26 protein-coding genes and 1 tRNA gene are annotated in these 25,490 nt (G+C 68.5%); 15 read left to right on the top strand and 12 right to left on the bottom strand.

The window, feature by feature from the left end:
- Positions 1–239 precede the first annotated feature (239 nt).
- Positions 240–899 carry an excalibur calcium-binding domain-containing protein gene (locus tag J4E04_RS06945; protein WP_490150247.1) on the top strand — a complete coding sequence of 220 codons (660 nt, stop codon included), beginning with the start codon at positions 240–242 and terminating at the stop codon, positions 897–899.
- 34 nt (positions 900–933) lie between these two features.
- Here the strand turns inward: J4E04_RS06945 and J4E04_RS06940 are convergent, their stop codons facing one another.
- Positions 934–1,176, bottom strand: a complete 243-nt coding sequence (locus J4E04_RS06940) for a hypothetical protein (protein WP_222638609.1) — start codon at positions 1,174–1,176, stop codon at positions 934–936.
- Here J4E04_RS06940 and J4E04_RS06935 point away from each other — a divergent pair.
- Positions 1,175–1,381 carry a PASTA domain-containing protein gene (locus tag J4E04_RS06935; RefSeq protein WP_261769331.1) on the top strand — a complete coding sequence of 69 codons (207 nt, stop codon included), beginning with the start codon at positions 1,175–1,177 and terminating at the stop codon, positions 1,379–1,381. The genes J4E04_RS06940 and J4E04_RS06935 overlap by 2 nt on opposite strands.
- Positions 1,382–1,555: 174 nt before the next feature.
- Here the strand turns inward: J4E04_RS06935 and J4E04_RS06930 are convergent, their stop codons facing one another.
- From J4E04_RS06930 to J4E04_RS06920, 3 genes are read right to left on the bottom strand one after another with little or no spacing between them, the layout of a single operon-like run.
- Complete coding sequence (locus J4E04_RS06930; protein WP_027505620.1) at positions 1,556–1,804, bottom strand: hypothetical protein; 249 nt, start codon at positions 1,802–1,804, stop codon at positions 1,556–1,558.
- An 11-nt stretch (positions 1,805–1,815) separates the two neighbouring features.
- Positions 1,816–3,027, bottom strand: coding sequence for a fatty acid desaturase family protein (locus J4E04_RS06925; protein ID WP_307092173.1), 1,212 nt, complete (start codon positions 3,025–3,027; stop codon positions 1,816–1,818).
- A 30-nt stretch (positions 3,028–3,057) separates the two neighbouring features.
- Positions 3,058–4,179, bottom strand: coding sequence for a ferredoxin reductase (locus tag J4E04_RS06920; protein ID WP_222647481.1), 1,122 nt, complete (start codon positions 4,177–4,179; stop codon positions 3,058–3,060).
- A 202-nt stretch (positions 4,180–4,381) separates the two neighbouring features.
- Here J4E04_RS06920 and J4E04_RS06915 point away from each other — a divergent pair, with 202 nt between their 5' ends.
- A complete protein-coding gene (locus J4E04_RS06915; RefSeq protein WP_490150246.1) occupies positions 4,382–5,059 on the top strand; it encodes a TetR family transcriptional regulator in 678 nt (225 codons plus the stop codon).
- A 20-nt stretch (positions 5,060–5,079) separates the two neighbouring features.
- Complete coding sequence (locus tag J4E04_RS06910) at positions 5,080–5,889, top strand: alpha/beta fold hydrolase (RefSeq protein WP_490150245.1); 810 nt, start codon at positions 5,080–5,082, stop codon at positions 5,887–5,889.
- Here the strand turns inward: J4E04_RS06910 and J4E04_RS06905 are convergent.
- Both J4E04_RS06905 and J4E04_RS06900 read right to left on the bottom strand, forming a co-directional pair.
- Complete coding sequence (locus tag J4E04_RS06905; RefSeq protein WP_490150244.1) at positions 5,886–6,482, bottom strand: GyrI-like domain-containing protein; 597 nt, start codon at positions 6,480–6,482, stop codon at positions 5,886–5,888. The genes J4E04_RS06910 and J4E04_RS06905 overlap by 4 nt on opposite strands.
- Positions 6,479–7,810 carry an MFS transporter gene (locus J4E04_RS06900; protein ID WP_235578968.1) on the bottom strand — a complete coding sequence of 444 codons (1,332 nt, stop codon included), beginning with the start codon at positions 7,808–7,810 and terminating at the stop codon, positions 6,479–6,481. Before J4E04_RS06900 ends, J4E04_RS06905 begins: the two co-directional genes overlap by 4 nt.
- A gap of 23 nt (positions 7,811–7,833) precedes the next feature.
- Between J4E04_RS06900 and J4E04_RS06895 the strand changes: the two genes are divergently transcribed.
- Positions 7,834–9,846, top strand: a complete 2,013-nt coding sequence (locus tag J4E04_RS06895) for an FAD-dependent oxidoreductase (protein WP_490150243.1) — start codon at positions 7,834–7,836, stop codon at positions 9,844–9,846.
- Between the two features lie 39 nt (positions 9,847–9,885).
- The gene (gene cmrA / locus J4E04_RS06890; RefSeq protein ID WP_056446372.1) at positions 9,886–10,692 is read left to right on the top strand and encodes a mycolate reductase; all 807 of its coding nucleotides are present in this window, start codon (positions 9,886–9,888) and stop codon (positions 10,690–10,692) included.
- Between the two features lie 4 nt (positions 10,693–10,696).
- Here the strand turns inward: cmrA and J4E04_RS06885 are convergent, their stop codons facing one another.
- Complete coding sequence (locus J4E04_RS06885) at positions 10,697–12,271, bottom strand: helicase HerA-like domain-containing protein (protein ID WP_490150242.1); 1,575 nt, start codon at positions 12,269–12,271, stop codon at positions 10,697–10,699.
- Positions 12,272–12,394: 123 nt separating this feature from the next.
- On the opposite strand from J4E04_RS06885, the gene orn reads away from it, so the two are divergent.
- Positions 12,395–12,997, top strand: coding sequence for an oligoribonuclease (gene orn / locus J4E04_RS06880; RefSeq protein ID WP_222630093.1), 603 nt, complete (start codon positions 12,395–12,397; stop codon positions 12,995–12,997).
- Between the two features lie 80 nt (positions 12,998–13,077).
- A tRNA-His gene (locus J4E04_RS06875) sits at positions 13,078–13,150 on the top strand.
- A 54-nt stretch (positions 13,151–13,204) separates the two neighbouring features.
- Here J4E04_RS06875 and J4E04_RS06870 read toward each other — a convergent pair.
- Positions 13,205–14,428: a glycoside hydrolase family 183 protein gene (locus J4E04_RS06870; protein WP_285185729.1), complete on the bottom strand. Its 1,224-nt coding sequence runs from the start codon at positions 14,426–14,428 to the stop codon at positions 13,205–13,207.
- 515 nt (positions 14,429–14,943) lie between these two features.
- Here J4E04_RS06870 and J4E04_RS06865 point away from each other — a divergent pair.
- Positions 14,944–15,693 carry a M23 family metallopeptidase gene (locus tag J4E04_RS06865; RefSeq protein ID WP_490150241.1) on the top strand — a complete coding sequence of 250 codons (750 nt, stop codon included), beginning with the start codon at positions 14,944–14,946 and terminating at the stop codon, positions 15,691–15,693.
- A 4-nt stretch (positions 15,694–15,697) separates the two neighbouring features.
- Here J4E04_RS06865 and J4E04_RS06860 read toward each other — a convergent pair whose 3' ends face one another.
- Complete coding sequence (locus J4E04_RS06860) at positions 15,698–16,912, bottom strand: L,D-transpeptidase (RefSeq protein ID WP_261769329.1); 1,215 nt, start codon at positions 16,910–16,912, stop codon at positions 15,698–15,700.
- A gap of 481 nt (positions 16,913–17,393) precedes the next feature.
- On the opposite strand from J4E04_RS06860, the gene J4E04_RS06855 reads away from it, so the two are divergent.
- From J4E04_RS06855 to J4E04_RS06840, 4 genes are read left to right on the top strand one after another with little or no spacing between them, the layout of a single operon-like run.
- A complete protein-coding gene (locus J4E04_RS06855; protein ID WP_027505607.1) occupies positions 17,394–17,786 on the top strand; it encodes a TOBE domain-containing protein in 393 nt (130 codons plus the stop codon).
- Positions 17,786–18,604 (top strand): ABC transporter permease, encoded by an 819-nt coding sequence (locus J4E04_RS06850; protein ID WP_490150510.1) that lies wholly within the window; start codon positions 17,786–17,788, stop codon positions 18,602–18,604. The genes J4E04_RS06855 and J4E04_RS06850 overlap by 1 nt, the downstream gene beginning before the upstream one ends.
- Positions 18,601–19,710, top strand: coding sequence for a sulfate/molybdate ABC transporter ATP-binding protein (locus tag J4E04_RS06845; RefSeq protein WP_082544551.1), 1,110 nt, complete (start codon positions 18,601–18,603; stop codon positions 19,708–19,710). The genes J4E04_RS06850 and J4E04_RS06845 overlap by 4 nt, the downstream gene beginning before the upstream one ends.
- Complete coding sequence (locus tag J4E04_RS06840; protein ID WP_490150240.1) at positions 19,707–20,834, top strand: TetR family transcriptional regulator; 1,128 nt, start codon at positions 19,707–19,709, stop codon at positions 20,832–20,834. Before J4E04_RS06845 ends, J4E04_RS06840 begins: the two co-directional genes overlap by 4 nt.
- A 36-nt stretch (positions 20,835–20,870) precedes the next feature.
- Here J4E04_RS06840 and glgX read toward each other — a convergent pair whose 3' ends face one another.
- Positions 20,871–22,925 carry a glycogen debranching protein GlgX gene (gene glgX / locus J4E04_RS06835; protein ID WP_490150239.1) on the bottom strand — a complete coding sequence of 685 codons (2,055 nt, stop codon included), beginning with the start codon at positions 22,923–22,925 and terminating at the stop codon, positions 20,871–20,873.
- A gap of 150 nt (positions 22,926–23,075) precedes the next feature.
- Between glgX and J4E04_RS06830 the strand changes: the two genes are divergently transcribed.
- Entirely contained in the window at positions 23,076–23,939 is an 864-nt protein-coding gene (locus J4E04_RS06830; protein WP_051613317.1) for a YhjD/YihY/BrkB family envelope integrity protein, read from the top strand.
- Here the strand turns inward: J4E04_RS06830 and J4E04_RS06825 are convergent.
- Together J4E04_RS06825 and J4E04_RS06820 are read right to left on the bottom strand one after the other, a co-directional pair.
- Entirely contained in the window at positions 23,872–24,597 is a 726-nt protein-coding gene (locus J4E04_RS06825; protein ID WP_222630079.1) for a CDP-alcohol phosphatidyltransferase family protein, read from the bottom strand. The two genes, J4E04_RS06830 and J4E04_RS06825, sit on opposite strands and share 68 nt — an antisense overlap.
- A gap of 10 nt (positions 24,598–24,607) precedes the next feature.
- Entirely contained in the window at positions 24,608–24,904 is a 297-nt protein-coding gene (locus J4E04_RS06820; protein WP_027505601.1) for a hypothetical protein, read from the bottom strand.
- Positions 24,905–25,117: 213 nt separating this feature from the next.
- Between J4E04_RS06820 and J4E04_RS06815 the strand changes: the two genes are divergently transcribed.
- Positions 25,118–25,483 (top strand): PLD nuclease N-terminal domain-containing protein, encoded by a 366-nt coding sequence (locus J4E04_RS06815; protein ID WP_027505600.1) that lies wholly within the window; start codon positions 25,118–25,120, stop codon positions 25,481–25,483.
- Positions 25,484–25,490: the final 7 nt, after the last annotated feature.

Below are 25,490 nucleotides of genomic sequence, written 5' to 3'. Positions count from 1 at the left end.
GGACAGTGTGACCGACCCCGCCGCCGTGCGCACCCAAGCCGCGCGTTGCTCCGTTTGGGCTCCGCTCCGGGGGTGCTCACCGCGCGCACCGCCCGTCGCTCCGCGCCCTCCACACCCTGCGCGCTCCACCGCGCGCTGCGCCCGGCAAAGTCGCAAACCTCGCGAAAGCATCCTCTCGAACCCCGCGGTCTGGTTACTATCAGCCGTTCTTAAACACCCCCTTAGACCGAGGTCCCTCAATGAAGCGCTTTATTGCCGGTGTCGGCGTGGTGTCCTGCGGCGCCGTCGTCGTCGCCCTTGCAGCAGCCGCGCCCGCGTCGGCCGATCCTGCTCCGACCCTTCCGTCCGCGTTCGTGACCGAGGTCGTCGACGGCGACTCTGTTCGCGTCGTCGACGTGACCCGCGGTGCGATCACCGTGCGAATCGCAGGAGCTGACGCTCCCGAGCTGAACGAATGCTACGGACCCCAGTCGCGGGACTTCACGCGATCCGCACTCGAGCGGCAGCTCGTCGCCGTGATCGTCGATCCGTCACTCGGCGGTGCCGACGCCTCTGGAGAGCTTCCCGCCTACATAGTTCGCGTGGACGGGTGGAATCACAACGTGGAAGCCACCCGCGCCGGCGCCGCAAGGGCGAGCGGAGAGGTGTCGCGCTCCGCGGAAATTCGAGATGCCGAGAACGGCGCTCGCCAGGTCGGTGCAGGCTTGTGGTCGGCGAACTGCGGTACCCCGGCATCGCAACCCCGTCCGCAGGCAGCACCTCAGCCGAGCGGCGTCTACTACGAGAATTGCGACGATGCTCGAGCACGTGGCGCAGCACCCGTGCTGCGCGGTCAGCCCGGCTACCGCGCCGGGCTCGATCGCGACAACGACGGTGTCGGCTGCGAGCCGACGCGATGACACTCGACAGGACGAGACGGCCTTCGAGGCGTGGTCACGCGGCAGTGCTTGCGTTCACGGCGATTTCGGCACTGATGATCACGGCGTGCGGCAGCGAAAGCGACTCCGGAACCACCACCACGGTCGAAACATCGACAGAGACGGTCACCGTTGAAGCGACAGCGTCACGCGTACCGGCCACTACTTCAGCGGTGGCGGAACCTCCCGCAGTGGTCACATCTGCTCCAGCTCCCGCACCTGTGGCAGCGCCGGCATCCATGCCGGCGGTGGTCTGCATGAACTTGCAGGACGCTCAAGATCTGATCCAAGCCGCCGGGGTCTTCTACTCCAGAAGCGACGATGCGACCGGCGCCGGCAGGAATCAGGTCCTCGACGCGAACTGGTCGGTGGTGGCACAAAGCCCGGAGCCGGGCGCACTGGTCACCGAGGGGGAAGCGGTGTTGTCGGTGGTGAAGCTCGGCGAACCGGGCGACTGTTCCTGACGGAACCCACCACCGCGCGCACCGCCCGTCGCTCCGCGCACTCCACACCCTGCGCGCTCCACCGCGCGCTGCGCCCGGCGACCGCAGAGCGCAACGGCAACTACCGAGCCGGCACCCACACACGACAACGGCGCCGCACCCGTCATGGGTGCGGCGCCGTCGTGAGGCTCCGGGTCAGCGACCGTTCGACCGCCTGGACGATTCCTCGAAGTCCCCCTCGATCACCTCGAAGGTGCGCGTGTCGGACTGTGCCCGGCGCGACGCTTCCCTCATCTCGATGCCGTCGGTGACGAGGTCACCGATCTCGCGGGTGACGTCGCGGACTGCCGTGGCGATGATGACCGCGATGCGTCCGACGTGGGTCGCCGCGGACTCGGTCAGTTCCTGCACGGTGTCCTTGTTGCGTTCGAACTTGCCGACCATGGCACTACCTCTCAGGCTGCAGCTTTTTCGCGCTCGATGATCACACCGGTCACCTTGTCCACACCGGTGAACCGGTCGGGAAGGGCGAGTCGGAAGATCTTGCCCCACACAGTACCGATCTGATGGAAGAAGCCACCAGTGTTGTACGGAAGGCCGTACTCCTCACAGAGAGCCTTGACCTCGGGCGCGATCTGCGGGTAGCGGTGCGCGGGCAGGTCGGGGAAGAGGTGGTGCTCGATCTGGTGCGAGAGGTTGCCGGACATGATGTGGAACAGGTCGCCACCCTCGATGTTCGCGGAGCCGAGCATCTGACGCACGTACCACTGGCCGCGAGTTTCCTGCGCGGTCTCCTCGACGGTGAACGTCTGCACGCCCGTCGGGAAGTGGCCGCAGAAGATGATGGAGTAGGCCCACACGTTGCGGACGATGTTGGCGGTGAAGTTGCCCACCAGCGTCGGGACGAACATCGGCCCGGTCAGCGCGGGGAAGACGATGTAGTCCTTGAGGACCTGTCGTCCGGCCTTCTTCCACCAGCCCTCGAGCAGGGGCTTGACGTCGTGCCATTTGCGCTTGCCCTGGATGACGTTCTCGGCCTCCAGGTCGTGCATCATGACGCCCCACTCGAAGAAGGTCATGAGCAGGAACGCGTAGATCGGGTTGCCCAGGTAGTACGGGTTCCACTTCTGCGCGCTGTCCATCCGCAGGATGCCGTAACCGATGTCGCGGTCCATGTCGAGGATGTTGGTGTACGTGTGGTGCATGTAGTTGTGCGAGTGGCGCCACTGGTCACCGGGGCACGTGTTGTCCCACTCGAAGACCTTGGAGTTCAGGCCCGGCTCTCGCATCCAGTCGTACTGGCCGTGCATGACGTTGTGGCCGATCTCCATGTTGTCGAGGATCTTCGACAGGCTCAGGGCGCTGACGGCGGCGATCCAGGCCGGCGGGAAGAAGCCGAAGTACATCAGTCCGCGACCGGCGACCTCGAGTCCGCGCTGCGCCTTGATGATCTTGAAGATGTAGTCGCGGTCCTCCTGACCCAGGTCCGCGACGGTGCGGGCGCGCAGGTCGTCGAGCTTGCGCCCGAGTTCCTCCACGGCTTCGTAGCTCAGGACGACGGGTCCGTCGGTGCCTGGCTCGTCCAGCACGTCGACGCCGGACGTCGTGGTGTCGGGCGCCGAGCTGGAACCGATGAACGGGAGAAAGGACAGTGAGAGTCCGAACATGGTGACCTCCTCTTCGAGTGTGTGGATGGGTCAGACGTCGATGTCGACGTCGCCCACGGGGACGGAGATGCAGAGCTGGATTTCGTTGTCCGGATCGGAGTCGAGCTCACCGGTCTTGACGTTGCGGGTGCATCCCGACTTCTTGATTGCCGTGCAGGTGAAGCAGATTCCCATCCTGCAGCCGAATTCCGGTGTCAGCCCGGCATTCTCGGCCTGCTCCAGGAGGGTGGCGCCGTCGTTCTCCGCCTCGACGGACGAACCCGAGAACGACACGGTTCCCGAGGCATCCCCGTCGACGACCGGAACTGCGGTGACGAACTCCTCCGAGAACAACGACTCGGAGAGTCCGAGTTCGTCGAACACCGACCTGACACCCTTCATCAACCCGGGCGGCCCGCACAGGAACGTCTGCGCCGAGGCGTGCCAGGGTGCTGCGACGTTCAGATGCTCGGTGTCGAAGAATCCGTGCAGATGACCACCGTTCTGCTGATCGGTGTACGCGTACAGAACGTCCACGTTGTCGTTCTCGGCCGCGATGCGGTCGAGTTCGGCGCGGTAGCAGACGTCGTTCTCCGTGTAGGCGTAGTGCAGGAACGCCACGCGTCCGGTGTACCCCTCGTGCACCAGCGTGCGCAGCATCGACATCACCGGGGTGATGCCGCTTCCACCACTGATCAGCAGAACGTGGTCCGGCCGCGGGCTCGGGAGCTCGAAGGTGCCCGTGGCCGGCGCGAGATTGACCACGAGACCGGGCTTCGCCGAGGCGACCAGGTAATTGGACACGATGCCGTCGGGCTGAGCCTTGACGGTGAGCTCGATCGTGTCGTCGTCGGTTCCGGCGGTACCTGCCGGGGAGTAGCAACGCGTGTGCCGGACGCCGTCGACCACGACACCGATCTGCACGAAGTGGCCGGCGGAGAACCCCTTCCACTGCCACGTGGGGCGCAGCGTCAGCGTGACGGTGTCGGCAGTCTGGTGACGGACGGCCACCACCTCGGCGCGCATGTCGTCGACAGTCATCATGGGGTCGACGAGTTCGAGGTACCGATCGACCGCGTGCGGCGTCGTCAGCGTCTCGAGCAACCGGGGCCGCAACCTGGACAGCAGCGAACTGCGACGGCCGCGCGATGTGGGGGTGGTGGCGATGCTCAAGTCGTCCTCCTCGAATGACGGGCCGGTGACCGGATCACTTCTCCAGTGCACACTCGTTCACTGGAACCGAGTGTGACAGCCCGTACCGGCAACTTTCAAGGCCAATGTGACGACGGACACGTACCGTGAGCAGCAGTGACCCGCCAGGCTCTCGCGCGGCGGAAGTGCACACCCATACACCGATGTCGGTTAATGTCGAGGAATGTCCGAGAATTCCGTAGGTTCCACGACGGCCAGCAGGGCCGAACGCAAGGAACGCACCCGGCGGGCACTCGTGGACGGAACGCTGGACGCCATCGCGGACCGCAGTTTCTCCAGCGTGAGCCTGCGGGAGGTCACGCGCGCGGCAGGAATCGTGCCGACGGCGTTCTACCGCCACTTCGCGTCGATGGAGGACCTCGGAGTCGCGGTCGTCGAGGACAGCATGCGCGTCCTTCGCAAGATCCTGCGCGACGTCCGTCGTCACCCGTCCGCGGACAACGCGCGCGAGTCGCTCGAACTGCTGGTGGGCGAGATCCGCGAACACGACGTCCAGTTCCGCTTCCTGATCCGCGAGCGGTCCGGCGGAGTGGTGGAGGTCCGGCGCACGATCGAGACCGAGCTGCGAATGATCGTGCACGAGCTCACTCAGGACCTGTCCCGGATCCCCGCCCTGTCGTCGTGGCCCGGCGATGATCTCGAGATGGTCGCCGACCTCATCGTCAACACGATGCTGGCGACGGTGGTGGACCTGGTCGAGGTGACGCCCGCCGGCGCGGCCGAACGCGACATCGTCGAACGCGCGCTGTCCCAGCTGCGCGTGATCATGCTGGGAATGGGCCAGTGGCAGCCTCGGAACGTCCGCGGCGCACGGACGTCGGCAGCCGCCCTCGGAGCGTGAGGACCCGATAGCCTTTCCCCATGCAGATCTCAGTCGGTGACCTGACCTTCGACGCGGACCGCTACGGAACCCCCGGCGACCGCCCGGCCCTTCTCCTGCACGGTTTTCCCGAGACGTCAGCGAGTTGGCGCGACGTGGCGATCCGCATGGCGGACGCGGGCCGCGACGTCGTCGTGCCGAACCAGCGCGGGTACTCCCCCGGTGCCCGTCCGATCGGTACCGACGCTTACCGCATCGACCTGCTGGTCGCCGACGTCATCGGAATGCTCGACGAACTGGGCTTCGCGGCAGTCGATCTCGTGGGGCACGACTGGGGGTCGATCGTCGCCTGGTACGTCGCGGCGCTGCATCCGGATCGCGTGCGCACCCTCACCGCAGTGTCCGTCCCGCACCCGGCCGCCTTCGGATGGGCGATCCGCGAAGACGAGGACCAGAAGAAGCGCAGCGAGTACATGACTCTCTTCCGCCAGTCCGGCAAGGCGGAGGATCTGCTGCTCGAGGACGACGCTCGCCGGTTGATCGCCATGTTCTCCGGTGCCGCCGATCCGACGATCGTCTCGCAGCATCTTCCGGTGGTCGGCCGGCGTGAGACGCTCACCGCCGCGCTGGAGTGGTACCGCGCCATGACGCGCGACTTCGCGGATCTCCCGTCCGTCGAGGTGCCGACCACCTACGTGTGGGGTAACCAGGACACCGCGGTCGGCCGCGCCGCCGCCGAGCGGTGCGCCCAGCACGTCACCGGCCCCTACGAGTTCGTCGAATTGAGTGTCAGCCACTGGGTGCCGGAGGACGATCCGGACCGACTGGCGGACGAGATCCTCGCGCGTTAGCGCGTGACCGGTTGTCGCAGAATCGTTCTCAGCTTGTCGGCCACCACACGCCGTGGGTCGCCGAGATAGATCTCGTGATGACGTCCCGTCATCCGGAGCGAGTGCGCCGGGACGACGACGTCGTGCATGTGCGCGAGCACCGGCGCCTCGTCGTCGTAGGACCCGACGTGCAGCGTCTGCACGCACAGCCCCTCGTCGAGACGTATCAGGCGCACGTCGCCTGTCCGCGGGCCCGCCTTCTGTTCGCGGACGGTCTCCAGATGCTCGGCCGTGATCCAGTCGGGGGTCATGATCATCGCGGTCCATCGCCATCGCGACGGGTCCCGCTCGCGGGTGAACGACGCCCAGTCGTCCGCCCACCACAGCGCTTCGAGCGGCATCACCACGTGGTCTCTGCCGAGTTCACGCTTGGCGAGGAACTTCAGGCCGTACGCGAGCGGATACAGAGACGACACCGCGTCGGTCCAGGCGGTCGTGTTCGGATCACGGTCCCCGTCGATCGTGAGGTACTGCAGGGGCGGCACCTCGACCACGTCGAACACCCCGAGTCGAGCGCTGTACGTCGCGATCTCCTTCTTGTGGTCGACCTTCACGCCGCCGCGTCCCTCCCCCGATCACCCTCGGGTGCCGCGACGCGGAGCAGGGCCAGTAGCCCGGCCGCCAGCACCAGCACGATGCCGATGATGCCGGCCCGATCCGCGTCGAAGAGGAAGACGAAGAGTCCGAAGAGGCTCGGAGCGAGGAACGAGACCGCGCGTCCCGTCGTGGCGTAGAGGCCGAACATCTGGCCTTCCCGGCCGGGCGGGACGATGCGGGTCAGGAAGGTGCGCGACGCCGACTGTGCGGGTCCGACGAACAGGCACAGGATCAGTCCGAAGATCCAGAACATCAGGGGACCCGAGACGGCGAGCAGGACCAGCCCGGCGACGATCATCGACACGAGCGAGACGACGATGACGAGCTTGGGCCCCAGCACGTCGTCGACACGCCCCGCGACGACGGCGCCGAGTGCGGCGACGACGTTGGCGGCGACCCCGAAGAGCAGCACGTCGGCACTGGAGATGCCGTACACGGTGACGGCCAACACCGCTCCGAAGGTGAAGACCCCGGCCAGACCGTCACGGAACAGAGCGCTCGCGACGAGGAACCACACGGTGCGGCGGTCGGTGCGCCACAGCTCGGACACGTCGCGCCACAGCACGCGGTACGACTCGAGGTAGCCGGCTCGCGCGGCCGCCGCCTCGGGGTCGGTGACGGGGAGTTCGGGAACCGCGAAGAGCACGGGAAGCGAGAACACGAGGAACCACACCGCCGCGAGCAGCGCCACGAGCCGGATGTTGAGGCCGTCCTCGGTGGTGATGCCCAGCAGGCCGCGCTCGTCGCCGTCGCCGGCGATGAACCCGAAGTAGCACATCAACAGCAGGACGATGCCGCCGAAATAGCCCATCGCCCAGCCGAATCCAGACACCCGACCCAGATTGTCGGGCGTCGAGACCTGACGCAGCATCGCGGTGTAGGGCACCTGCGCCACCTCGAAGAGCACCGAGGCGACGGACAGCAGGATCAGGCCCAGCCACAGGTAGTGGTAGTCGTCCTTCACGAAGAACAGTGCCGCCATGCACACGACGGTCGCGGTCGACAGTACGAAGAGGAGCCGTTTGCGGCGACCTCTGGCATCGCTGCGCTGACCGGAGACGGGAGCCAGGACCGCGACCAGAACTCCGGCGATGCCGAGCGACCACCCCAACCACGACGTGGCGGACACTCCGCCGGGCAGATCGGCACCCACCGAGTCGGTCAGGTACACCGAGAACACGAACGTGAGGATCACGGCCTGGAAGGCGGCGCCGCCCCAGTCCCAGAAACCCCACGCCAGCACCTGCTTCTTCGTCACGACACCGGGCGCGCCCACGACCACCATGTCTCGCAGCATAGGGTGCCGAGATGACCGACTTCCCTGTTCTGCTGTCGCCGATCACGGTCGGTCGTACGACGTTGCCCAACCGAGTGATGATGGGCTCGATCCACACTGGACTCGAGGATCGGGCGAAGGACGTCGAGAAGCTCGCCGCGTACTTCGGCGAGCGCGCCCGAGGTGGTGTGGGACTCGTCGTCACCGGGGGCTACTCCCCCAATCGCACCGGCTGGCTGCTTCCGTTCGCGGCCAAGTTGACCAACCGTCTCGAGGCCCGTCGCCACCGACGCGTGACCGATGCCGTGCACCGCGAGGGTGGTCGGATCGTGCTGCAGATCCTGCACGCGGGCCGCTACTCCTACCATCCGCTCTCGGTGAGTGCGTCGGGTGGGAAGTCGCCGATCACCCCGTTCCGCGCCCGCGGCCTCACCGATCGGGGCGTGGAACGGCAGATCAGCCACTACGTCCGGTGCGCGCGCCTGGCGCAGCGCGCAGGCTACGACGGCGTCGAGATCATGGGCGGCGAGGGCTACTTCCTCAACCAGTTCCTCGCACCGAGGACGAACCGTCGCACCGATCGATGGGGCGGGTCCGCCGAGAACCGGCGCCGCCTCCCGGTGGAGATCGTGCGTCGCATCAGAGCAGCGGTCGGACCGGACTTCCTGCTCTCGTTCCGGATCTCGCTGGCCGATCTGGTCGAGAACGGTCAGACGTGGGACGAGATCGTGGCACTCGCCACCGAACTCGAAGGAGCCGGGATCGATCTGTTCGACTCCGACTTCGGCTGGCACGAGTCGCGCGTGCCCACCATCGTGACGTCCGTACCGAGGGCCGCGTTCATCGACTTCACCCGCCGCCTCACCGAGGTGGTGACGGTGCCGGTGGCGGCGGCGAACCGGATCAACATGCCGGAGGTCGCCGAACGCCTGCTCGCCGACGGCAGCGCGCACCTGGTGTCGCTGGCCCGCCCGATGCTGGCGGATCCCGACTGGCTGCTCAAGGCGAGGAACGGCCGACCGGACGAGATCAACACGTGCATCGCCTGCAACCAGGCCTGTCTCGACCACGTCTTCGTCCATCGCAAGGCGTCCTGCCTGCTCAATCCGCGGGCCGGGCGGGAGACCGAACTCGTGCTGTCCCCGACTCGCTCCGCGAGAACGGTCGCCGTCGTCGGCGCCGGCCCGGCGGGACTCGCCACCGCGGTCGCACTGGGGCAGCGTGGTCACCGCGTCACCCTCTTCGAGGCGCGCGACGAGATCGGCGGCCAGTTCGCGATCGCGCAGCGCATCCCCGGCAAGGAGGAGTTCGCCGAGACGGTCCGCTACTTCACCCACGCACTCGCCGCAGCGACGGTCGACGTTCGGCTCGGCACGACGGCCGGCGCCGCGGACCTCGTGCACTTCGATCGCGTCGTCCTGGCCACGGGTGTGGTGCCGCGCATCCCGTCCATTCCCGGCATCGATCACCCCAGCGTCGTCACGTACGCCGAGGCGGTGCTCGGCCACCGCGACGTCGGCAGGCGCGTGGCCGTCATCGGGGCCGGCGGCATCGGTGTCGACGTCTGCGAGTTCCTCACCACGGAACACTCCTCGACTCTGGACACCGCGGAGTGGCGTCGGGAATGGGGAGTCACCGACGATCCGGCGGCCGCGGGTGCCGTGGCCACCGCCGTCGCTCCCCCCGCGGCTCGCGAGGTGTACCTGCTGCAGCGGACGGCGGGACGGATCGGGACGCGACTCGGCAAGACCAGCGGCTGGGTGCATCGCGCTGCCCTGCGAAGCAGGAACGTGACGCAGTTGTCGGGGGTGCGGTACGACCGGATCGACGACGACGGACTTCACATCACCGTCGACGGACGGACACGCGCACTGGAGGTCGACACGATCGTCGTGTGCGCCGGTCAGGAGTCGGTGCGCGATCTTCTGGACGATCTCACAGCTGCGGGAACAGTAGTTGACGTCATCGGCGGCGCCGACGTGGCGGCGGAGGTGGACGCGAAGCGGGCGATCGAACAAGGGACCCGCCTCGCGGCCGCCCTCTGACGTCGCGTGCTCCGCAGCGTAGCGCTAGCCTCGGTGACCGTGAGCCTCCCCGCACCCACCGCAGAGTCCCGTGCCGTCGTCACCGGAGCGTCGTCCGGCATCGGAGAAGCACTCGCCACCGAACTCGCCGCCCGTGGTCATTCGCTGATCGTCGTCGCCCGTCGAGGCGAGTTGCTCGAGGCGCTGGCGGCGAAGCTGACCGCCGAGCACGGCGTCACCGTCGAGGTCCGCGTGAACGATCTGTCCGATCCCGTTCAACGCCAGACCCTGGCGGACGAACTGGCCGGCCGCGACATCTCGGTGCTCTGCAACAACGCCGGCATCGCCACCTTCGGTCCGGTGTCGGCGCTGGATCCCGCCTATGAGCGCGCCCAGGTGCAGCTCAATGCTGTTGCGGTGCACGATCTCACGCTGGCGGTCCTGCCCGGCATGATCGAGCGCGGCGCCGGCGGCATCCTCGTCACCGGCTCGGCCGCGGGCAACATGGCCATCCCCAACAATGCGACCTACGCCGCCACCAAGGCGTTCGTGAACACGTTCTCCGAGTCGTTGCGATCGGAGCTCGCCGGCACCGGCGTGCACTGCACGCTCCTCGCACCCGGCCCGGTCCGCACCGAGACGCCCGATCCCGCGGACGCCTCCATCGTCGACAAGCTGGTGCCGGACTTCCTGTGGATCGACAGCGCGTACACGGCACGGCTGTCTCTCGACGGGCTCGAGAAGAACAAGATGCGCATCGTTCCCGGAATCCTCAGCAAGGGCATGTCCGTTGCGGGCCAGTACAGTCCGCGCTCGATCAGCGCTCCGATCATCGGCAGCTTCTACAAGAAGCTCGGCGGTTCCTGACCTTCTACCTCCGACGGCGGCGTCCGGTCCCGAAGATGCTCCGTGAGATCTCGCGACCGGCCGCACTGGCTGCCGACCGCAGGAAGCTCTTCACGGCGGGGTTGGCCATGATGCGTTCTGCGGCCGACGGCCCTTCCGGCTCCGGCGCGGGCAGCGGCGGCAGGTCGTAGGTCTGCGGCAGCGGCGGGAACTCCGGCTGCTGCGGCGTCGGTTCGGGGGCCATCCGTGCGTTCAGCAACTCGTACGCGGACTCGCCGTCGACGGTGGTGCCGTACGTCGCGTACAACGGACTGGCGGTCGCGGCGGCCGTGATCGCGTCCGTTCCGATGGTGTCCATCAGCGACTGCGGCGGACGAATCCTGGTCCAGGCCACGGGAGTCGGCGCGCCCCGCTCGGACAGCACCGTGACGATCGCCTCGCCGGTCCCGAGGGTGGTGAGTGCCTCCTCCAGGTCGTACTCCGCACTCTTGGGATAGGTCCGTACCGTCTTGGTCAGCGCCTTCTGGTCGTCCGGGGTGAAGGCGCGCAGCGCGTGCTGCACCCGCGCGCCGAGCTGGGAGAGCACCGGCCCGGGAACGTCCGACGGCAGCTGCGTGCAGAAGAAGATGCCGACACCCTTGGAGCGGATCAGTTTCACGGTCTGCTCGACCTGCTGGAGGAAGGCCTTCGACGCGTCGGCGAAGAGCAGATGTGCCTCGTCGAACACGAACACCAGCTTCGGTGCGTCGAGGTCCCCCTCCTCCGGCAGGGTCTGGAAGAGATCGGCCAGCACCCACATCAGGAACGTGGAGAACATGACGGGACGCGCTGCGAGAGCGCCGAGTTCGAAGAGGGTGACGATGCCGCGTCCGTCCGGTGCGGTGCGGATCAGGTCCTCCGTCCGCATCTCCGGCTCACCGAAGAACGTGTCGCCGCCGTCGGCCTCCAGGTTCACCAGTGCCCGCAGGATGACACCGGCGGTGGACGACGAGACGCCGCCGATGCCCTTCAGGTCGGCCTTGCCCTCGTCGCTCGTGAGGTGCGTGATGACGGCACGCAGATCCTTCAGGTCGAGCAGCGCGAGCCCCTGCGTGTCCGCCCAGTGGAAGATCAGTCCGAGGGTCGACTCCTGAGTCGCGTTGAGCTGCAACACCTTGCTGAGCAGGATCGGGCCGAACGCCGTGATGGTCGCGCGTACCGGCACCGCGCCACCCTCGGTACCGAGGGAGAGGAACTCGACCGGGAATCCCGTGGGCGCCCACCCGTCCGCGCCGGTCTCGCCGGCCCGGCCGCGCAGGCCGTCCGAGTCGGCGCCCGGAGCGGACAGTCCCGAGAGGTCGCCCTTGACGTCGGCCAGCACCACCGGAACACCGGCCGCGGAGAGCTGTTCGGCGATCACCTGCACGGTCTTCGTCTTGCCGGTTCCCGTGGCGCCGGCCACGAGGCCGTGACGGTTGACCATCTTCAGCGGTAACCGGACCCGTGCGGTCGGATCCGCGACGCCGTCCAGCACCACACTGCCGAGTTCGATGGCGGGGCCTTCCGTGGCGTACCCCGCTGCGATCGCGGCCGCGCGGCCACCCTCCGTCGGTTCCGTCATCGTCACTCGTGCTCCCGTTCTCGTGTCGCCGGCGGTACGGGCTGAACTCTATCGCCGGTACCGACACGTGCGGGTCTACTGTGGCAGCGGTACCGATGGACACGACGGATACCGAGGATGTGCGTGAACGACAAACTGGTGTGGATCGACTGCGAGATGACGGGCCTCGAGCTGGGCTCGGACAAGCTCATCGAGATCGCGGCCCTGGTCACCGACAGCGACCTCAACGTTCTCGGCGACGGCGTGGACATCGTGATCCACTGCGACGACGACGCACTGGCCTCGATGCCGGACGTGGTCACCGAGATGCACGCCAAGTCGGGGCTCACCGAGGAGGTCCGTGCGTCGACGGTCACGATGGAGCAGGCGCAGGAGAAGGTGCTCGAGTACATCCGGCAGCACGTTCCTGCCGGCACCGCGCCGCTCGCCGGCAACTCGATCGGCACCGACCGCGGCTTCATAGCGCGGGACATGCCGGAACTGAACGACTACCTGCACTACCGGATGATCGACGTCAGCTCCATCAAGGAGTTGTGCCGCCGGTGGTACCCACGCATCTACTTCGGTCAGCCTCCCAAGGGCCTCGCGCACCGGGCACTCGCGGACATCGAGGAGTCGATCCGGGAGCTCAAGTACTACCGGCAGACGGCCTTCGTGGCGGCTCCGGGACCGACCACCGAGGAGATCGGCGCTGTCGTGACGACGCTGACCGGTGGCGACGCGTGACACAGGGAACCGATTGGCTTCCCGCGTATCGGTCACGCTAGTATCGAACGCGCTGCATCGCCGCAGGGTGTGCAGCAATGGTGGGCGTAGTTCAGTTGGTAGAGCACCAGGTTGTGATCCTGGCTGTCGCGGGTTCGAGTCCCGTCGTCCACCCCGAACACGAAGGCCCCCGACTCGCGAGTCGGGGGCCTTCGTCGTGCGTGGGGCTCAGCGGGGCAGCGCGTCGAGATCCGTCCGCATGAGGATGACGTTGTAGGACGAGTACTGCGACGCCGTGAAGTACAGCGAGTCACCGGCCGATCTCGGATGGATGTAGGGCGCGTAGAGGCCACCGCCCGGGTAGTTGCCGATGTCGTTGTTCACCACCAGCGCGGTGGGAGCGCTCCACGGCCCCTCGGGCGCCGACGCGGTCCGCGCCATGATGCGGCCCTCGACGTCGTTGCCGTACAGCATGATGTAGCGACCGAGATACGCATTCCACGCGACGGACATCTCCCCGACCGGCTGGCCGACCACAGGAGCGGCGGCGGCCAGGTCGGAGGTCCAGGACCCACCGTTCCAGTACTCGTACCGGGTGAGGTCCAGCATCGCGTCGGGTGCGACGCGGGCCAGGTAGGCCGCACCGAGACGGCCGTTCGGTGTCCCGTACTGGTACACGAACCCGTCCTGGCCGCGGACGAACGCCGCCTGCTGGAATCGGGCGTCCAACTGCTCCGTACCGGGGACGGCCACGCCGCTGTTGAACCGGATCGTGCCGGGCTCGGGGAACCACGTCTGCCCGTTGTCGCGCGACGTCGCGATTCCCGCGTAGTTCGTCGACCACACCGAGCCGCTCCACTCGCGGACCGACATGAAGTGCAGATACTGCACGCCGTTCACGGCGATCGCCGACGTGGGAACGATCGTGTACTCGACAGGTGAGAGCCCGAGAGCCGAGAGCAGTTGGGTCGCGAATCGCGGATCGTTCCCGGCCACCACCGCACCGGAGTTCACGTCACCGGGCACACCGTCGGCGAACGTGATGCCGTCCGACAGGTCGGTGTCGTTGCTGCGCAACAGAACATTGTGCCGCCACTGCCCGCCCGGGACCGCGCAGTTCCCGAAGGTGTCGCCGAACGCCATGAGGGTCTGACCGGCTCCGTTGTCCCAACTGATGCCGAGATCGGTCCCCGAGATTCCGAAACGATCGAACGTCCGGTTCACACTCTCCTGACCGGTCACCCACCCCACGGTGGACGTCGACGGCCCGTTGTAGGCGGGCACCGGACCCTGCCGTCCCGCAGGTGGCTGACCGGGAAAACCTGTTCCGTCGATCCCGGTACCGGGCAGTCCTCCACACGGTTCGGCCGCCGCCACGGGCGCGAGCACCAGGCTCACTCCCCCCACCAGTGCCAGTGCCAGCGCAGCCGCCATCGCCCGTTGTCGTCGCATACAGAACATCCCCCACAGTCGCGCCACACGCGGCAGTAACCCGCCCCCGAACGCAAGGTACCAGCCCGGACACGGTCCGATCTCCGCACCGGGACGGCCCCACCGCCGAATTACACGTATGTGTTTTCGCAGGTAGGCCGGCACAACCGAATTACGTTGGTGTAATTGAGCATTCGTGTTACCGAGCGATACTGCTGTCCCGTAGAGTGACCCGTGGCGCTCTTGGGGAAGGTGCGCCGTGTGTTACTCGTGTTGTTCGCTCGACGGACGTGAATGCCAAGGGAAGGGCATTCGACTTCGCCGAGCGGTGCGCCGTGGGCGACTGCTCGTCCGGTACCGGTCGGTGAGACCGGTACGGGTCAGAGGGACGTCGACGGCCGTACCGCCGTGGACAGCGCAGCAGCGACGGGACTCCTCCCCCGGGTCGGCGCCGACCGAATGGCGACGCCCGTGGGCGCATACGGAGGTAGCTCGTGCACCGAACATCACACTCGAACACCGCATCACAGGACACCGTGGACGCATCGCCGTCACCGGTGCGCCGCCGTGGTCGCTGGGGATCCGCCGCCATGGTGGGCGTCGCGGCCACCGGAGCTCTGCTCTTCGCCGGGACACCCACGGCCGCAGCAGCACCCGCGCTTCCGCCGCTCCCCGCTCTGCCCGCGTTCCAGATTCCCGGTGTTCCGCTGAGCGCCAAGCAGCAGGCGGCGATCCTCGCCGCCGTCCTCGACGCGACGGGCGTGCTGGTCCAGGAGGTCGCGGGGCTCGTTCTCGGCGACATCACCCTCACCCCGGTGACTCCCGACGCCGCGCCGGACGCCACGTCGCCCTTCCAGGCGGCCCCGCTGGGCGTCGGCGGATCACGACTCCCCTTGACGCCCGGCACCTTCGAGGTCACATCCGGTTACGGCGGGCGCAACAACCCGACCGGCGGCGGACGGCAGAACCACGAGGGCATCGACCTCGGAGCCGCGCAGGGCACCACGATCTACGCGGTCACCGGCGGCACCGTCACGCAGGCCGGTGACGCGGGCGACGGGTACGGCAACCTGGTGAAGATCCAGAAGGGCGACACGGAGGTCCTCTACGGACACCAGAGTCGCATCGATGTCGCCGTGGGTGACACCATCGCTCCCGGTCAGGCCATCGGCGCGGTCGGCAGTACCGGCGACTCCAACGGCCCGCACCTGCACTTCGAGGTGCGACGCGGCGGCGAGGCCGTGGACCCGGTCGGTTACCTCACCGCTCTGGGCCTGAAGGTCTAGCGGCTCAGACGGACTGGGCGTTGCCGGCTTTCCACTCGTCCCACGGGATGTTCCAGTCGCCCAGTCCGTCGGTACCCGACAGCGTTCCACCCACGGTGTTCTTCACGACGGTGATGTCACCACGCTTGGTGTTGTCGTAGACCCACTTCGCGTTCGACGGGCTCAGGTTCAGGCAACCGTGGCTGACGTTCGAATAGCCCTGCGATCCGACGGACCACGGCGCCGAGTGGAAGAAGATGCCGCTGTAGGACATTCGCGTCGCCCAGTCGACCGGAGTGCGGTAGCCCTGCGCGGAGTCCACGGCGACGCCGTAGGTCGACGAGTCCATTACCATGGACGCGAACTTGTCACCGATGATGTAGACCCCGTTGTCGGTGGGCGAGCTGTCCTTGCCCATCGACGTCGGCATGGTCTTGACGTCGACTCCGTTGACGGAGAACGTCACCTGCTTGGTGGCGTCGTCCGCGGTGGCGATGACGGCGTCACCGATCGAGAAGGACGACGACGCGTTCTCCTGGCCGAAGAGTCCCTCGCCGAGGTCGCGACCGAAGACGTCCACCGTCACGGTGACGCGGGTGCCGGGAGCCCAGTAGTTCTGCGGGCGCCACCGCACCTCTTTCTGGTTGACCCAGTAGAAGGCACCCTCGACCGGCGGGTCCGTCACGACGGTGATCGCGTTCTGCGCGGCGATCTTGTCGGGGATCGGCTCGTCGAACTGCACGGCGACCGGTTGGCCGATGCCCACGATCTCGTTCTCGGACGGCAGCAGGTACGGCTTGGTGACGTTGTCCGGCGAACTGGTGGTGAAGGACGAGACGGACGACGCCTCACCGCCCAGACCGTAGGCCCGCGTACGCAGCGTGTAGGTGCCGTTGTAGTCGAGCACCTCGCTGTTCGTCCAGGACGACCGATCCTCGGACAGTGCTCCGGGGACAGGGGTGCCGGCGTCGTCGGTGAGCGTCACCTCGGACAGGGTGCCGTCCGCCACGGTCACCGCGACCGGAGCACTCGGGGAGAATCCGACGGACGCGTCGGGCGCCGGCAACGACACCTTCGGCTTCATGAGCTCCGACAGCGGGTTGGAGTCGATCGGTGCGGGAGCCGCCGTCGGTGTCTGACCCGACCCCGCGGTGCACCCGGCCGCGGAGAGTGCGAGCACCGTCATCGCGGCCACCAGAGTCGAGCGCCCGCGACGGGTCCTACCCCACGACATCGTCATTCTCTCGACTCCACTCACCTGCGCCCGAACCATCAGCTATCACGCACATGATGCCATCCACCTGGGATTTCTCACCACTCCGGAGCTGGGGAACACGGTCACGGTCGAGTACCGATCGAGCATCGACCCGGCTCCTCACCAGCGGTCCGGAGCCTCTGCCAGCGGAAATGCGGACCGGGCGTCCCGTTTCGCTGATCGCGGGTGCTGTTGGTGTGCGTCACAAGCGACCCCGCACAGCACGATGCCGCCGAGCGTGAACTCGGCGGCATCGAGGACGGAGTCGGCCGTGCGCCTCTCGGCAGAAGGCCGCTCGTAGCGGCGAAAGGGGTGGTACCCGGGGCATGGATCCGACTCCGTCGAGCTGTGCAACGCCGACACCCCCGAGTCTGTTCCCGGCCGCTAGCATCACGTGGATGCGCGCCCTCGGTCCCACGTCGTCCGCATCTGCGCCGCGCCCCGTCTCGTTCCGGCGTGCGACCCGATGAGTGATCTGCGTGTCCGAGACGCCGCCGCCCTGGTCGGTGTCAGCGACGACACCGTCCGCCGGTGGATCGAGAGTGGTGTCGTCGAGACGTCGAAGGACTCGGCCGGACGCACCGTCGTGAACGGCGCCTCGCTCGCGGCGCACGCTCGGGCCCGCGCCGCCGCACCGCCGGATCCGAGCGGCACGGTCAGCTCCGCGCGCAACCGTCTGGCCGGACTCGTCACCTCGGTGGTCGTGGACACGGTGATGGCCGAGGTACAGATGCAGTGCGGCGCGTTCACCGTGACGTCGCTGATGAGCGCAGAATCGGTGCGGACACTCGGACTGGAACCCGGCAGCGTCGCCGTCGCGGTGGTCAAGGCGACCACCGTCATCGTCGAGACACCGTGATCTTCGGCCTCGCGGGCGGGACGCGCGGCCACCGCGACGCGGTGCGTCCGCCCGCCTGGATCCTCGTGCCTGCCGGACTCGGCACGGCGCTCGTCGTGCTCCCTCTCGTGGCGATGCTGCTCTCGGTCGACGTGGCTCGCTTCGTTCCGCTCGTCACCTCGGAGTCGTCCCGGGCCGCGCTGCTGCTCAGCCTGCGCACGGCGGCCGCCAGCACTGTCCTCTGCATCCTGCTGGGGGTGCCGATGGCCCTGGTCCTCGCGCGGTCGACCGGGCGGATCGTCGCCGTCGTGCGCGCACTCGTCCTGCTCCCCCTCGTCCTGCCCCCGGTGGTGGGTGGGCTCGCCCTGCTCTACGCGTTCGGCAGGCAGGGACTGCTGGGTGAACACCTGCGGGCGTGGGGCATCGACATCGCCTTCACCACCACCGCGGTGGTCCTCGCGCAGACGTTCGTCGCCCTCCCCTTCCTCGTGATCAGTCTCGAGGGCGCACTGCGCACGGCGGGCACGCGGTACGAGGTCGTCGCCGCGACCCTCGGAGCCTCACCCGGCACCGTCCTGCTGCGGGTCACCCTCCCCCTGGTCCTGCCCGGGCTGGCGTCGGGTGCGGTGCTCTCCTTCGCCCGTGCGCTCGGCGAGTTCGGCGCCACCCTCACGTTCGCCGGGTCGCTCCAGGGCGTCACCCGCACCCTCCCGCTCGAGATCTACCTTCAGCGCGAGACGGATCCCGATGCGGCGGTGGCCCTCTCGCTGGTCCTCATCGTCGTCGCGATCGTCATCGTGATCCTCACTCGCAGTCGGCGTCCGGCAGGCGTGCTGTGACACCCACCGACACCTCGGTCGTCCTCGACGTCCGTCACCGAGCACGCGGCGCCGACCTCACGCTCACGGTGCCGTCGGGCGGAGTGGTGGCGATCCTCGGGCCCAACGGTGCCGGGAAGTCGACGCTGCTGTCGATGGTGGCCGGACTCGTCCGGCCCGACGACGGCGTGGTCCGCATCGGAGCGCGCACCCTCACCGACAGCGCGCAGCGCATCGACGTCCCGCCGCATCGCCGACGGGTGGCTCTCCTCGCCCAGGACGCGCTGCTGTTCCCACACCTGTCCGCGCTGGCGAACGTCGCCTTCGCGCCCCGCTCACGAGGTGCCGGACGAGCCGAGTCCGAGCGACTCGCGCGCCGATGGCTCGAGGCCGTCGACGCGGCAGACCTCGCCGATCGGCGGCCGCGCGCACTGTCCGGCGGACAGGCCCAACGCGTCGCCCTCGCCCGCGCACTCGCGGCGGACCCCGACGTGCTCCTGCTCGACGAGCCGTTCGCGGCGCTCGACGCCGAGTCCGCACCGGCCATGCGCCGCGTGCTCCGCGAGGTACTCGCCGAGACCTCGCGCACCACCCTGCTGGTGACCCACGACCGGGTCGACGCCCTGACGCTCGCCGGTGAGGTGGCCGTCGTCGACGCCGGACGAGTGGTCGAACACGGCACCGTCCGCGACGTTCTGACGGCTCCGCGTACCCGGTTCGCGGCCGCCCTCGTCGGAGTGAACTCGATCGAGGGCACCATCACCGCTCCGGACACGCTCACGACCGCGTCGGGTGTCGCCGTGCAGGGCCGCGCCCCGGATCCTCTCGACGCGGGCTCATCGGCGGTGGCCCTGCTGCATCCCACCGCCGTCTCCGTATTCGTCGACCCACCGCGGGGCAGCCCCCGCAACGTGCTGCCCGTGCAGATCGGCCACGTGGAGTCCACCGGCTCGTCGGTCCGCATCACGTCCACCGCGGCCGCGGGTCTGCCCGCGCTGCACGCCGACGTCACCGTCGCGGCGGCCACCGAACTCGACCTCGTGCCCGGCCGTCGCGTCCACTTCGTCGTCAAGGCCGGCGAGGTGGCACTGCACGCCGCGGCTCCCGGCGCGCCCACACCGCGGTGACCGGTGGGTCGCCACGGCCGCGGCGACTGCTCGACGCGGCAGCGGATCTGTTCGGCGCCCGCGGCTACGCGGCCGTCGGCATCGACGACGTCGCGGCGGCCGCGGGCGTCTCGGGGCCGTCGGTGTATCGGTGGTTCGACTCGAAGTACGACCTGCTCCGCACGCTGCATCTGACCGCGGTCGCACGCCTCGAACGGCGCATCGCTCGGGAGGGCGCTCCCGCCGATCACCACGCGCTCGCTCTCGGCGCCCTCACCGTGCGCCGCTCGCTCGGCACGCTGCGCCGCGACCGCCCGCATCTGCACGACCCCGACATCGGTTCGGTGACCACGGTTCTCGATGCCGTCACCGCGGCAGCACGTCGTGCCGATCCGATCCTTCGGCCCTCTCGCGACTCCGACGTCACGACTCGGGCGGTGCTGTCCACCCTCTCCAGCATCGGGACGCACCGCCTCGCCGTCCCCGCCGCCGCGGTGCTCGAGGTTCTCGACTCCGCGTGCGCCGCGGTCCTCTCGGCGGACCTGCCGGACGCCGTCGACGATCCGGAACTCCCGCACGGCGTCCCGCCCGTCGGGCGACGGGACGCACTCCTGCGCTCGGCCGCGGAGCTGTTCGACGAGAGCGAGCCCGCCGACGTGACGATGGCGGCCATCGCCTCCTCGGTGGGCATCGCGGCGTCGAGCACCTACCGCTGGTTCGGCGGCAAGACCGTGGTGCTGGACGAGGTGTGCCTCGGCGCCGCGCGCCGGGCGGCAGACGAGACGGCGCGTGTGCTCGCCCGGTCGGACACGCCGCACCAGGCGCTGGCCGGGCTGGCGCGGCGGCGCGTGGCCCTCGCGACGCGGGCGCCGGCACTGCGGGTACTCCGGCGCCACGGCCTCTCGACCGGTCCGGCGACGGCACGCGAACTCACCGTGATGGCTCGCCAGGAGCGCGGAGAGTGGGTGCACCTCCTCGCGTCGACGATGCCGGGACGCTCGCGGGCACAGTCGTCGGTTCTCGTCGAAGCAGCGTTCACGGTGGTGGACGACCTGTCACGGCACGTCGACGAGCGCCGGCTCGCCGCGGTGATCACCGCGATGCTGGGTGTGGACGACGGCGGGCCCCGATCACCACATCGGTGATCGGGGCCCGCGTCGGATCTGCCGTGCCGCGACCGGCTACTGAGCCTGCAGCAGCGTGAACGACCTGTCTCGTACCAGCAGTGACGTCGGGTCCTCGCCCACCTGCTGCTCGGGGTCGCTCGAGATCGTGAGTGACCACGTCTCGTCGGGCAGGGTGAACTCGACCGGGGTGTCGGAGGCGTTCATCAGCCACAGGAACACGGTGTCCTCGGCCGACGACTTGAACAGCACGGCAATCGACTTGTTCGATCCGGTGGTCCAGTCGTCGTCACCCATCGCGACGCCGTCCGCGCGCTGGAAGTCGATCGTGTCGGGTCGACCGCCGCTCGTGTCGGTGGTGGTGTCGTCCTCGCCGTGGCGGAACCACACCGGACGCAGCGCCGGATGCTCGCGGCGGAGTGTGATCAGCGCCGTGGTGAACTCGACGAGTGCGTCGTCGGCGACCGCCCAGTCGAACCACGAGATCTCGTTGTCCTGGCAGTAGGCGTTGTTGTTGCCGCCCTGCGAGCGCGCGAGTTCGTCGCCTCCCAGGAGCATCGGAACGCCGGCCGAGAGAAGCAGCGTGCCGAGGAAGTTGCGGCGCTGGCGATCGCGCAGCGCGTTGACGTCCGCATCGTCCGTCGGACCCTCCGCGCCGCATCCCCACGACCGGTTGTCGGACTCGCCGTCCTGGCTGTCCTCGCCGTTCTCCTCGTTGTGCTTCTCGTCGTACATCGTGAGGTCGGCGAGAGTGAAGCCGTCGTGCGCGGTGATGAAGTTGACACTCGCGAGGGTGGGCCGGCGATCGTTCTCGTAGACGTCGGGGCTACCCGAGATACGTTGCGCGAGAGCGGGAAGGCTGCCCTCCGCGCCGCGCCAGAAGTCGCGGACGTCGTCGCGGAACTTACCGTTCCACTCCGACCACCGCGCCGGGAAGCCGCCGACCTGATAGCCGGCGGTGTCCCACGGCTCGGCGATCAGCTTCACCGGGGCGAGCACCGGATCCTGATGCACCATGTCGAGGAACGCGCTGTGTCGGTCGAGGTCCTCGTCCTGACGGGTCAGGGTGCTCGCGAGGTCGAAGCGGAAGCCGTCGACGTGCATCTCGGTGACCCAGTAGCGCAACGAGTCCATGATGAGGGCGAGTGCGGCGGGATGGCCGACGTTCAGGCTGTTGCCCGTTCCCGTCGTGTCGTAGTACGAGCTGTGGTCCTCGGGGACCAGCCGGTAGTAGGACGCGTTGTCGATTCCCTTGAGGGACAGGGTGGGTCCGAGGTGGTTGCCCTCGGCGGTGTGGTTGTAGACCACGTCGAGGATCACCTCGAGGCCGGCCGCGTGCAGCGCCTTGACCATCGACTTGAACTCGGTGACCTGCCCACCCGTGTCGCCCGCACTGCTGTACTCGTTGTGCGGCGCGAGAAAGCCGATCGAGTTGTATCCCCAGTAGTTCCGGCGACCCTCCTCGAGCAGGTGCGAGTCCTGGACGAACTGATGCGTGGGCAGCAGTTCGACGGCGGTGATGCCCAGCCGTGTCAGGTGCTCGATGGCGGACGGATGCGCGAGGCCCGCGTAGGTCCCGCGGACGGCCTCGTCCACGTTCTCGTCGAGCTGGGTGAACCCCTTGACGTGCACCTCGTAGACGACGGACTCGGACAACGGGATTCGCGGCGCGGCGTCGTCTCCCCAGTCGAACGAGTCGTCGACGACCACGGACCGCGGCATGAACGGCGCGGAATCGGCGTCGTTGCGTGTCTCGGGCTCGTCGTGATGGTGGGAGAACACCGCTTCGTCCCATTCCACGGACCCCGCAACGGCTTTCGCGTAGGGGTCGAGGAGGAGCTTGGCGGCGTTGTGGCGCAACCCGGCGGCCGGATCCCACGGGCCGTCGACCCGGAATCCGTATCGCGTTCCGACGGACATGTTCTCGACGATGCCGTGGAACACGTGGCCGGTGTACTCGGGCAGTGTCGTCGACGACACTTCGGTACCGTTCTCGTCGTACGTGACGACGGTCACCGACTCGGCCGTCTCGGTGTAGACCGCGACGTTCGCGCTCCCGTCGGGTCGAAGACTGACACCCGGGGGGTAGGGGGTGGAAGGCTGTCGTGTCACTGATGGCACCAGTTCTCTGTCGTAGGTCCAGCTCGTGGAGGGACCGGAAGTCACCCACGGAAGTCGTGCGGGTCCCAGCGTTCTTACCCGCGCACCGCCCGGACGAAACGGTGCAGGTTGAGCGCACGGGCCACCGGGTAGACATGCCCCATGACGGGCGTCCGCACGACTCGACGCATCGTGCGTGAACGAACGGCCGTCGCGGCGGGAATGCGACGTCGGCTGGCGGCGCGCGACACGGCCCTGGTGGCGGCGGGCATCACGTTCTACGGCGGCATCGCCGTCGTGCCGATGTTGCTGTTGGGTCTGCGCCTCACCACGCTGCTGCTGGGTGAGGAGACCGTCGTCGGGTACGGAGACGCCATCGCCGGACTTCTGCCGGGCGCGGCGGGCGCCCCGGGTGCAGTGCGGACCCTGTTCGACGCCGGGACCCACCTCGGGTGGCTGGGCGGCCTGGTCGCGATCCTGCCCGCCACCTTCTACGGCGAGGGCATGCGACGGGCCCTGCTCGTCTACGAGCCCGTGCGCGAATCGTTCGTCGGCTGGCGCGGTCGCGCGTCGGCGCTCCCGGTCCTGATCGTCACGCCGCTGCTCACCATCCCCGTTCTCGTGGTGGGCAACGCACTCGCCTCGGTGAACGGCGGCATCGGCGCGGGAGCGTTCCGCGTCTGGCTCGGATTCGTCACCGTCTGGCTGGTGCTCGCCGTACCCATCGGATGGACGTACCGGGTGGTCGCGCCGACCACCCTCTCGCGTACGGCAGTCGCGATCGGTGCCCTGACCACCGCGTCCTTCGTCTCGGGATTCCTGCAGGGCTACGTGCTGTTCCTCGCGATACCCATCGACTGGTCGGGCCCGTTCGGCGGCCTCGAACCCGTCGGAGCGGCCGTCGCCACGGTGCTGTGGCTGTTCCTGCTGCACATCATCGTGCTGATCGGCTGGGTGTTCACTCTCGAGTGCGACCGGGTCGCGGAGCGGGAAGCGCACTCAGAGCGTGATGGATCGACACGCTGATCTGACTGAAGCCGACGACGGCGAGGATCAGGGACACGGCGGCGCCGATGGTGCCGAACAGCGGACCGGTGTCCACCACCGAGGCTCCCAGGAGAGTCACCACGACGGCGATCACGCGGGACGGGCGCTCCCACACCGTCACGACTCCGATCGACGCCATCCCCGCGGACACCGCGCGTGCCCGCGCCGTCTCGTGCAACAGGGTGAGCAGCGCGACCGCGACCACCAGGGGTGCGGGCGCTCCCAGCACGAGGAGAACCGCGAAGACGAGCATGTCCGAGAGTCGATCGGCCACCGAGTCGGCAACGTAGCCGAATGCCGTCGATCGACCGCGGAGCAGTGCGACGGCGCCGTCGAGGCTGTCCACCAGCGCCGACAGGACGAGAAGCAGTGCCGCCGCGCCGGCGCCCCACGGACCGGAACCCGCGACGGCGAGAGCCAGGACAGCGAAGAGAACCCCCACAGCGGTGACCGCGGTGGGGGCGACGCGCGCCCGCGCGAGCGGGCGGGCCAGAACGTACGTGATGGTCAGCCAGCCGTGCACCAGTGCCGACGAGTGCACGTCGTACCCTCCGTGCAGCTCGGACCACGCACGGAAGTACTGCGTGCGAGTTCTCGGCACGGTGACGACGGGTTCCGACGCATCGGAACCCGTCACGTGATCGTGGTCAGTGACCACCGGGATCGGTGAGGGACTTGCCCTCGGCCGCCTTGACGCGCTTGCGCTCGAGCAGGACCACGGCGAGGCCGGCGAGCAGGAGAACCGGGCAGGCGATGCCGGCGACCAGCACCCATCCCTCGAAGCCGCCGCCCGCTGCGGTCAGGCCCAGTCCGAGCGCAACGAAGCCCAGCGCCATCAGGAAGTAGCCCGGCCATGCGCGGCTGTCGGTGATGGCCTCACCGGCGTGCGCACGCGTGGTGCGTGCGAAATCCTGCGGCTGCTCGTTCTCGTTCTGCGCGACCACGACTTGTCCTTTCGTCGATACATCCGTGCATGCCCGTCGGACCGCCGGGGGAAACCCGGTCGGTGGGCGCTCACAGAGGGCATTCGGAACCACCTACCCCCGCGACGGCTCGCACGGAGTGACGAGGGCGACGTCGGGCGCTAGGGTGAGCGCGTCAACAGACCATGCGGTTCGTGAATCGGGACGTGAACCGCTCTACGTGAGGACGCGCCCGTGCCCTATCTCGGCCTGATCGTCGCCGTGCTCTGGATCTTCTGCCTCATCGACGTCATCACGGCCGACGAAGGTGGCATCCGTCACCTCCCGAAGACGGTCTGGCTCCTGCTCGTCGTGTTCCTTCCTCTCGCCGGGTCCGTGGCCTGGCTCGTGGCGGGCCGGCCCGTCGGCGGCGGCATCTGGGGCGGTCCCGACGCGGGACGCCGACCGAGGGCGACCCGTTTCCCCGAGTACGACGTCCGTCCCGGCCGCGCTGTCGCGACGAACTCCGAGTCCGACGAGGAGTTCCTGCGTCGGTGCCGGGAACGCGCTCAGCAGCAGCGCGACGCCGCCCGTCGCACCAGGAATCCCGAGCACGACTGACGCGTAC

Source organism: Rhodococcus sp. NFXS4 (genome assembly GCF_058139645.1).
The sequence above is the reverse complement of the archived record's forward strand: the minus strand, read 5'-3'. Positions and strand labels throughout refer to the sequence as shown.

Excerpts from the sequence above, each read along its gene's own strand:
- J4E04_RS06945 (WP_490150247.1), top strand. The coding sequence starts at position 240 with ATGAAGCGCTTTATTGCCGGTGTCGGCGTGGTGTCCTGCGGCGCCGTC.
- J4E04_RS06870 (WP_285185729.1), bottom strand. The coding sequence starts at position 14,428 with ATGCGACGACAACGGGCGATGGCGGCTGCGCTGGCACTGGCACTGGTG.
- J4E04_RS06915 (WP_490150246.1), top strand. The coding sequence starts at position 4,382 with ATGTCCGAGAATTCCGTAGGTTCCACGACGGCCAGCAGGGCCGAACGC.
- J4E04_RS06895 (WP_490150243.1), top strand. The coding sequence starts at position 7,834 with ATGACCGACTTCCCTGTTCTGCTGTCGCCGATCACGGTCGGTCGTACG.
- J4E04_RS06930 (WP_027505620.1), bottom strand. The coding sequence starts at position 1,804 with ATGGTCGGCAAGTTCGAACGCAACAAGGACACCGTGCAGGAACTGACC.
- J4E04_RS06910 (WP_490150245.1), top strand. The coding sequence starts at position 5,080 with ATGCAGATCTCAGTCGGTGACCTGACCTTCGACGCGGACCGCTACGGA.
- J4E04_RS06935 (WP_261769331.1), top strand. The coding sequence starts at position 1,175 with ATGAACTTGCAGGACGCTCAAGATCTGATCCAAGCCGCCGGGGTCTTC.
- J4E04_RS06855 (WP_027505607.1), top strand. The coding sequence starts at position 17,394 with ATGAGTGATCTGCGTGTCCGAGACGCCGCCGCCCTGGTCGGTGTCAGC.
- J4E04_RS06830 (WP_051613317.1), top strand. The coding sequence starts at position 23,076 with ATGACGGGCGTCCGCACGACTCGACGCATCGTGCGTGAACGAACGGCC.
- J4E04_RS06860 (WP_261769329.1), bottom strand. The coding sequence starts at position 16,912 with ATGACGATGTCGTGGGGTAGGACCCGTCGCGGGCGCTCGACTCTGGTG.
- J4E04_RS06885 (WP_490150242.1), bottom strand. The coding sequence starts at position 12,271 with ATGACGGAACCGACGGAGGGTGGCCGCGCGGCCGCGATCGCAGCGGGG.
- J4E04_RS06940 (WP_222638609.1), bottom strand. The coding sequence starts at position 1,176 with ATGCAGACCACCGCCGGCATGGATGCCGGCGCTGCCACAGGTGCGGGA.
- J4E04_RS06900 (WP_235578968.1), bottom strand. The coding sequence starts at position 7,810 with ATGGTGGTCGTGGGCGCGCCCGGTGTCGTGACGAAGAAGCAGGTGCTG.
- J4E04_RS06925 (WP_307092173.1), bottom strand. The coding sequence starts at position 3,027 with ATGTTCGGACTCTCACTGTCCTTTCTCCCGTTCATCGGTTCCAGCTCG.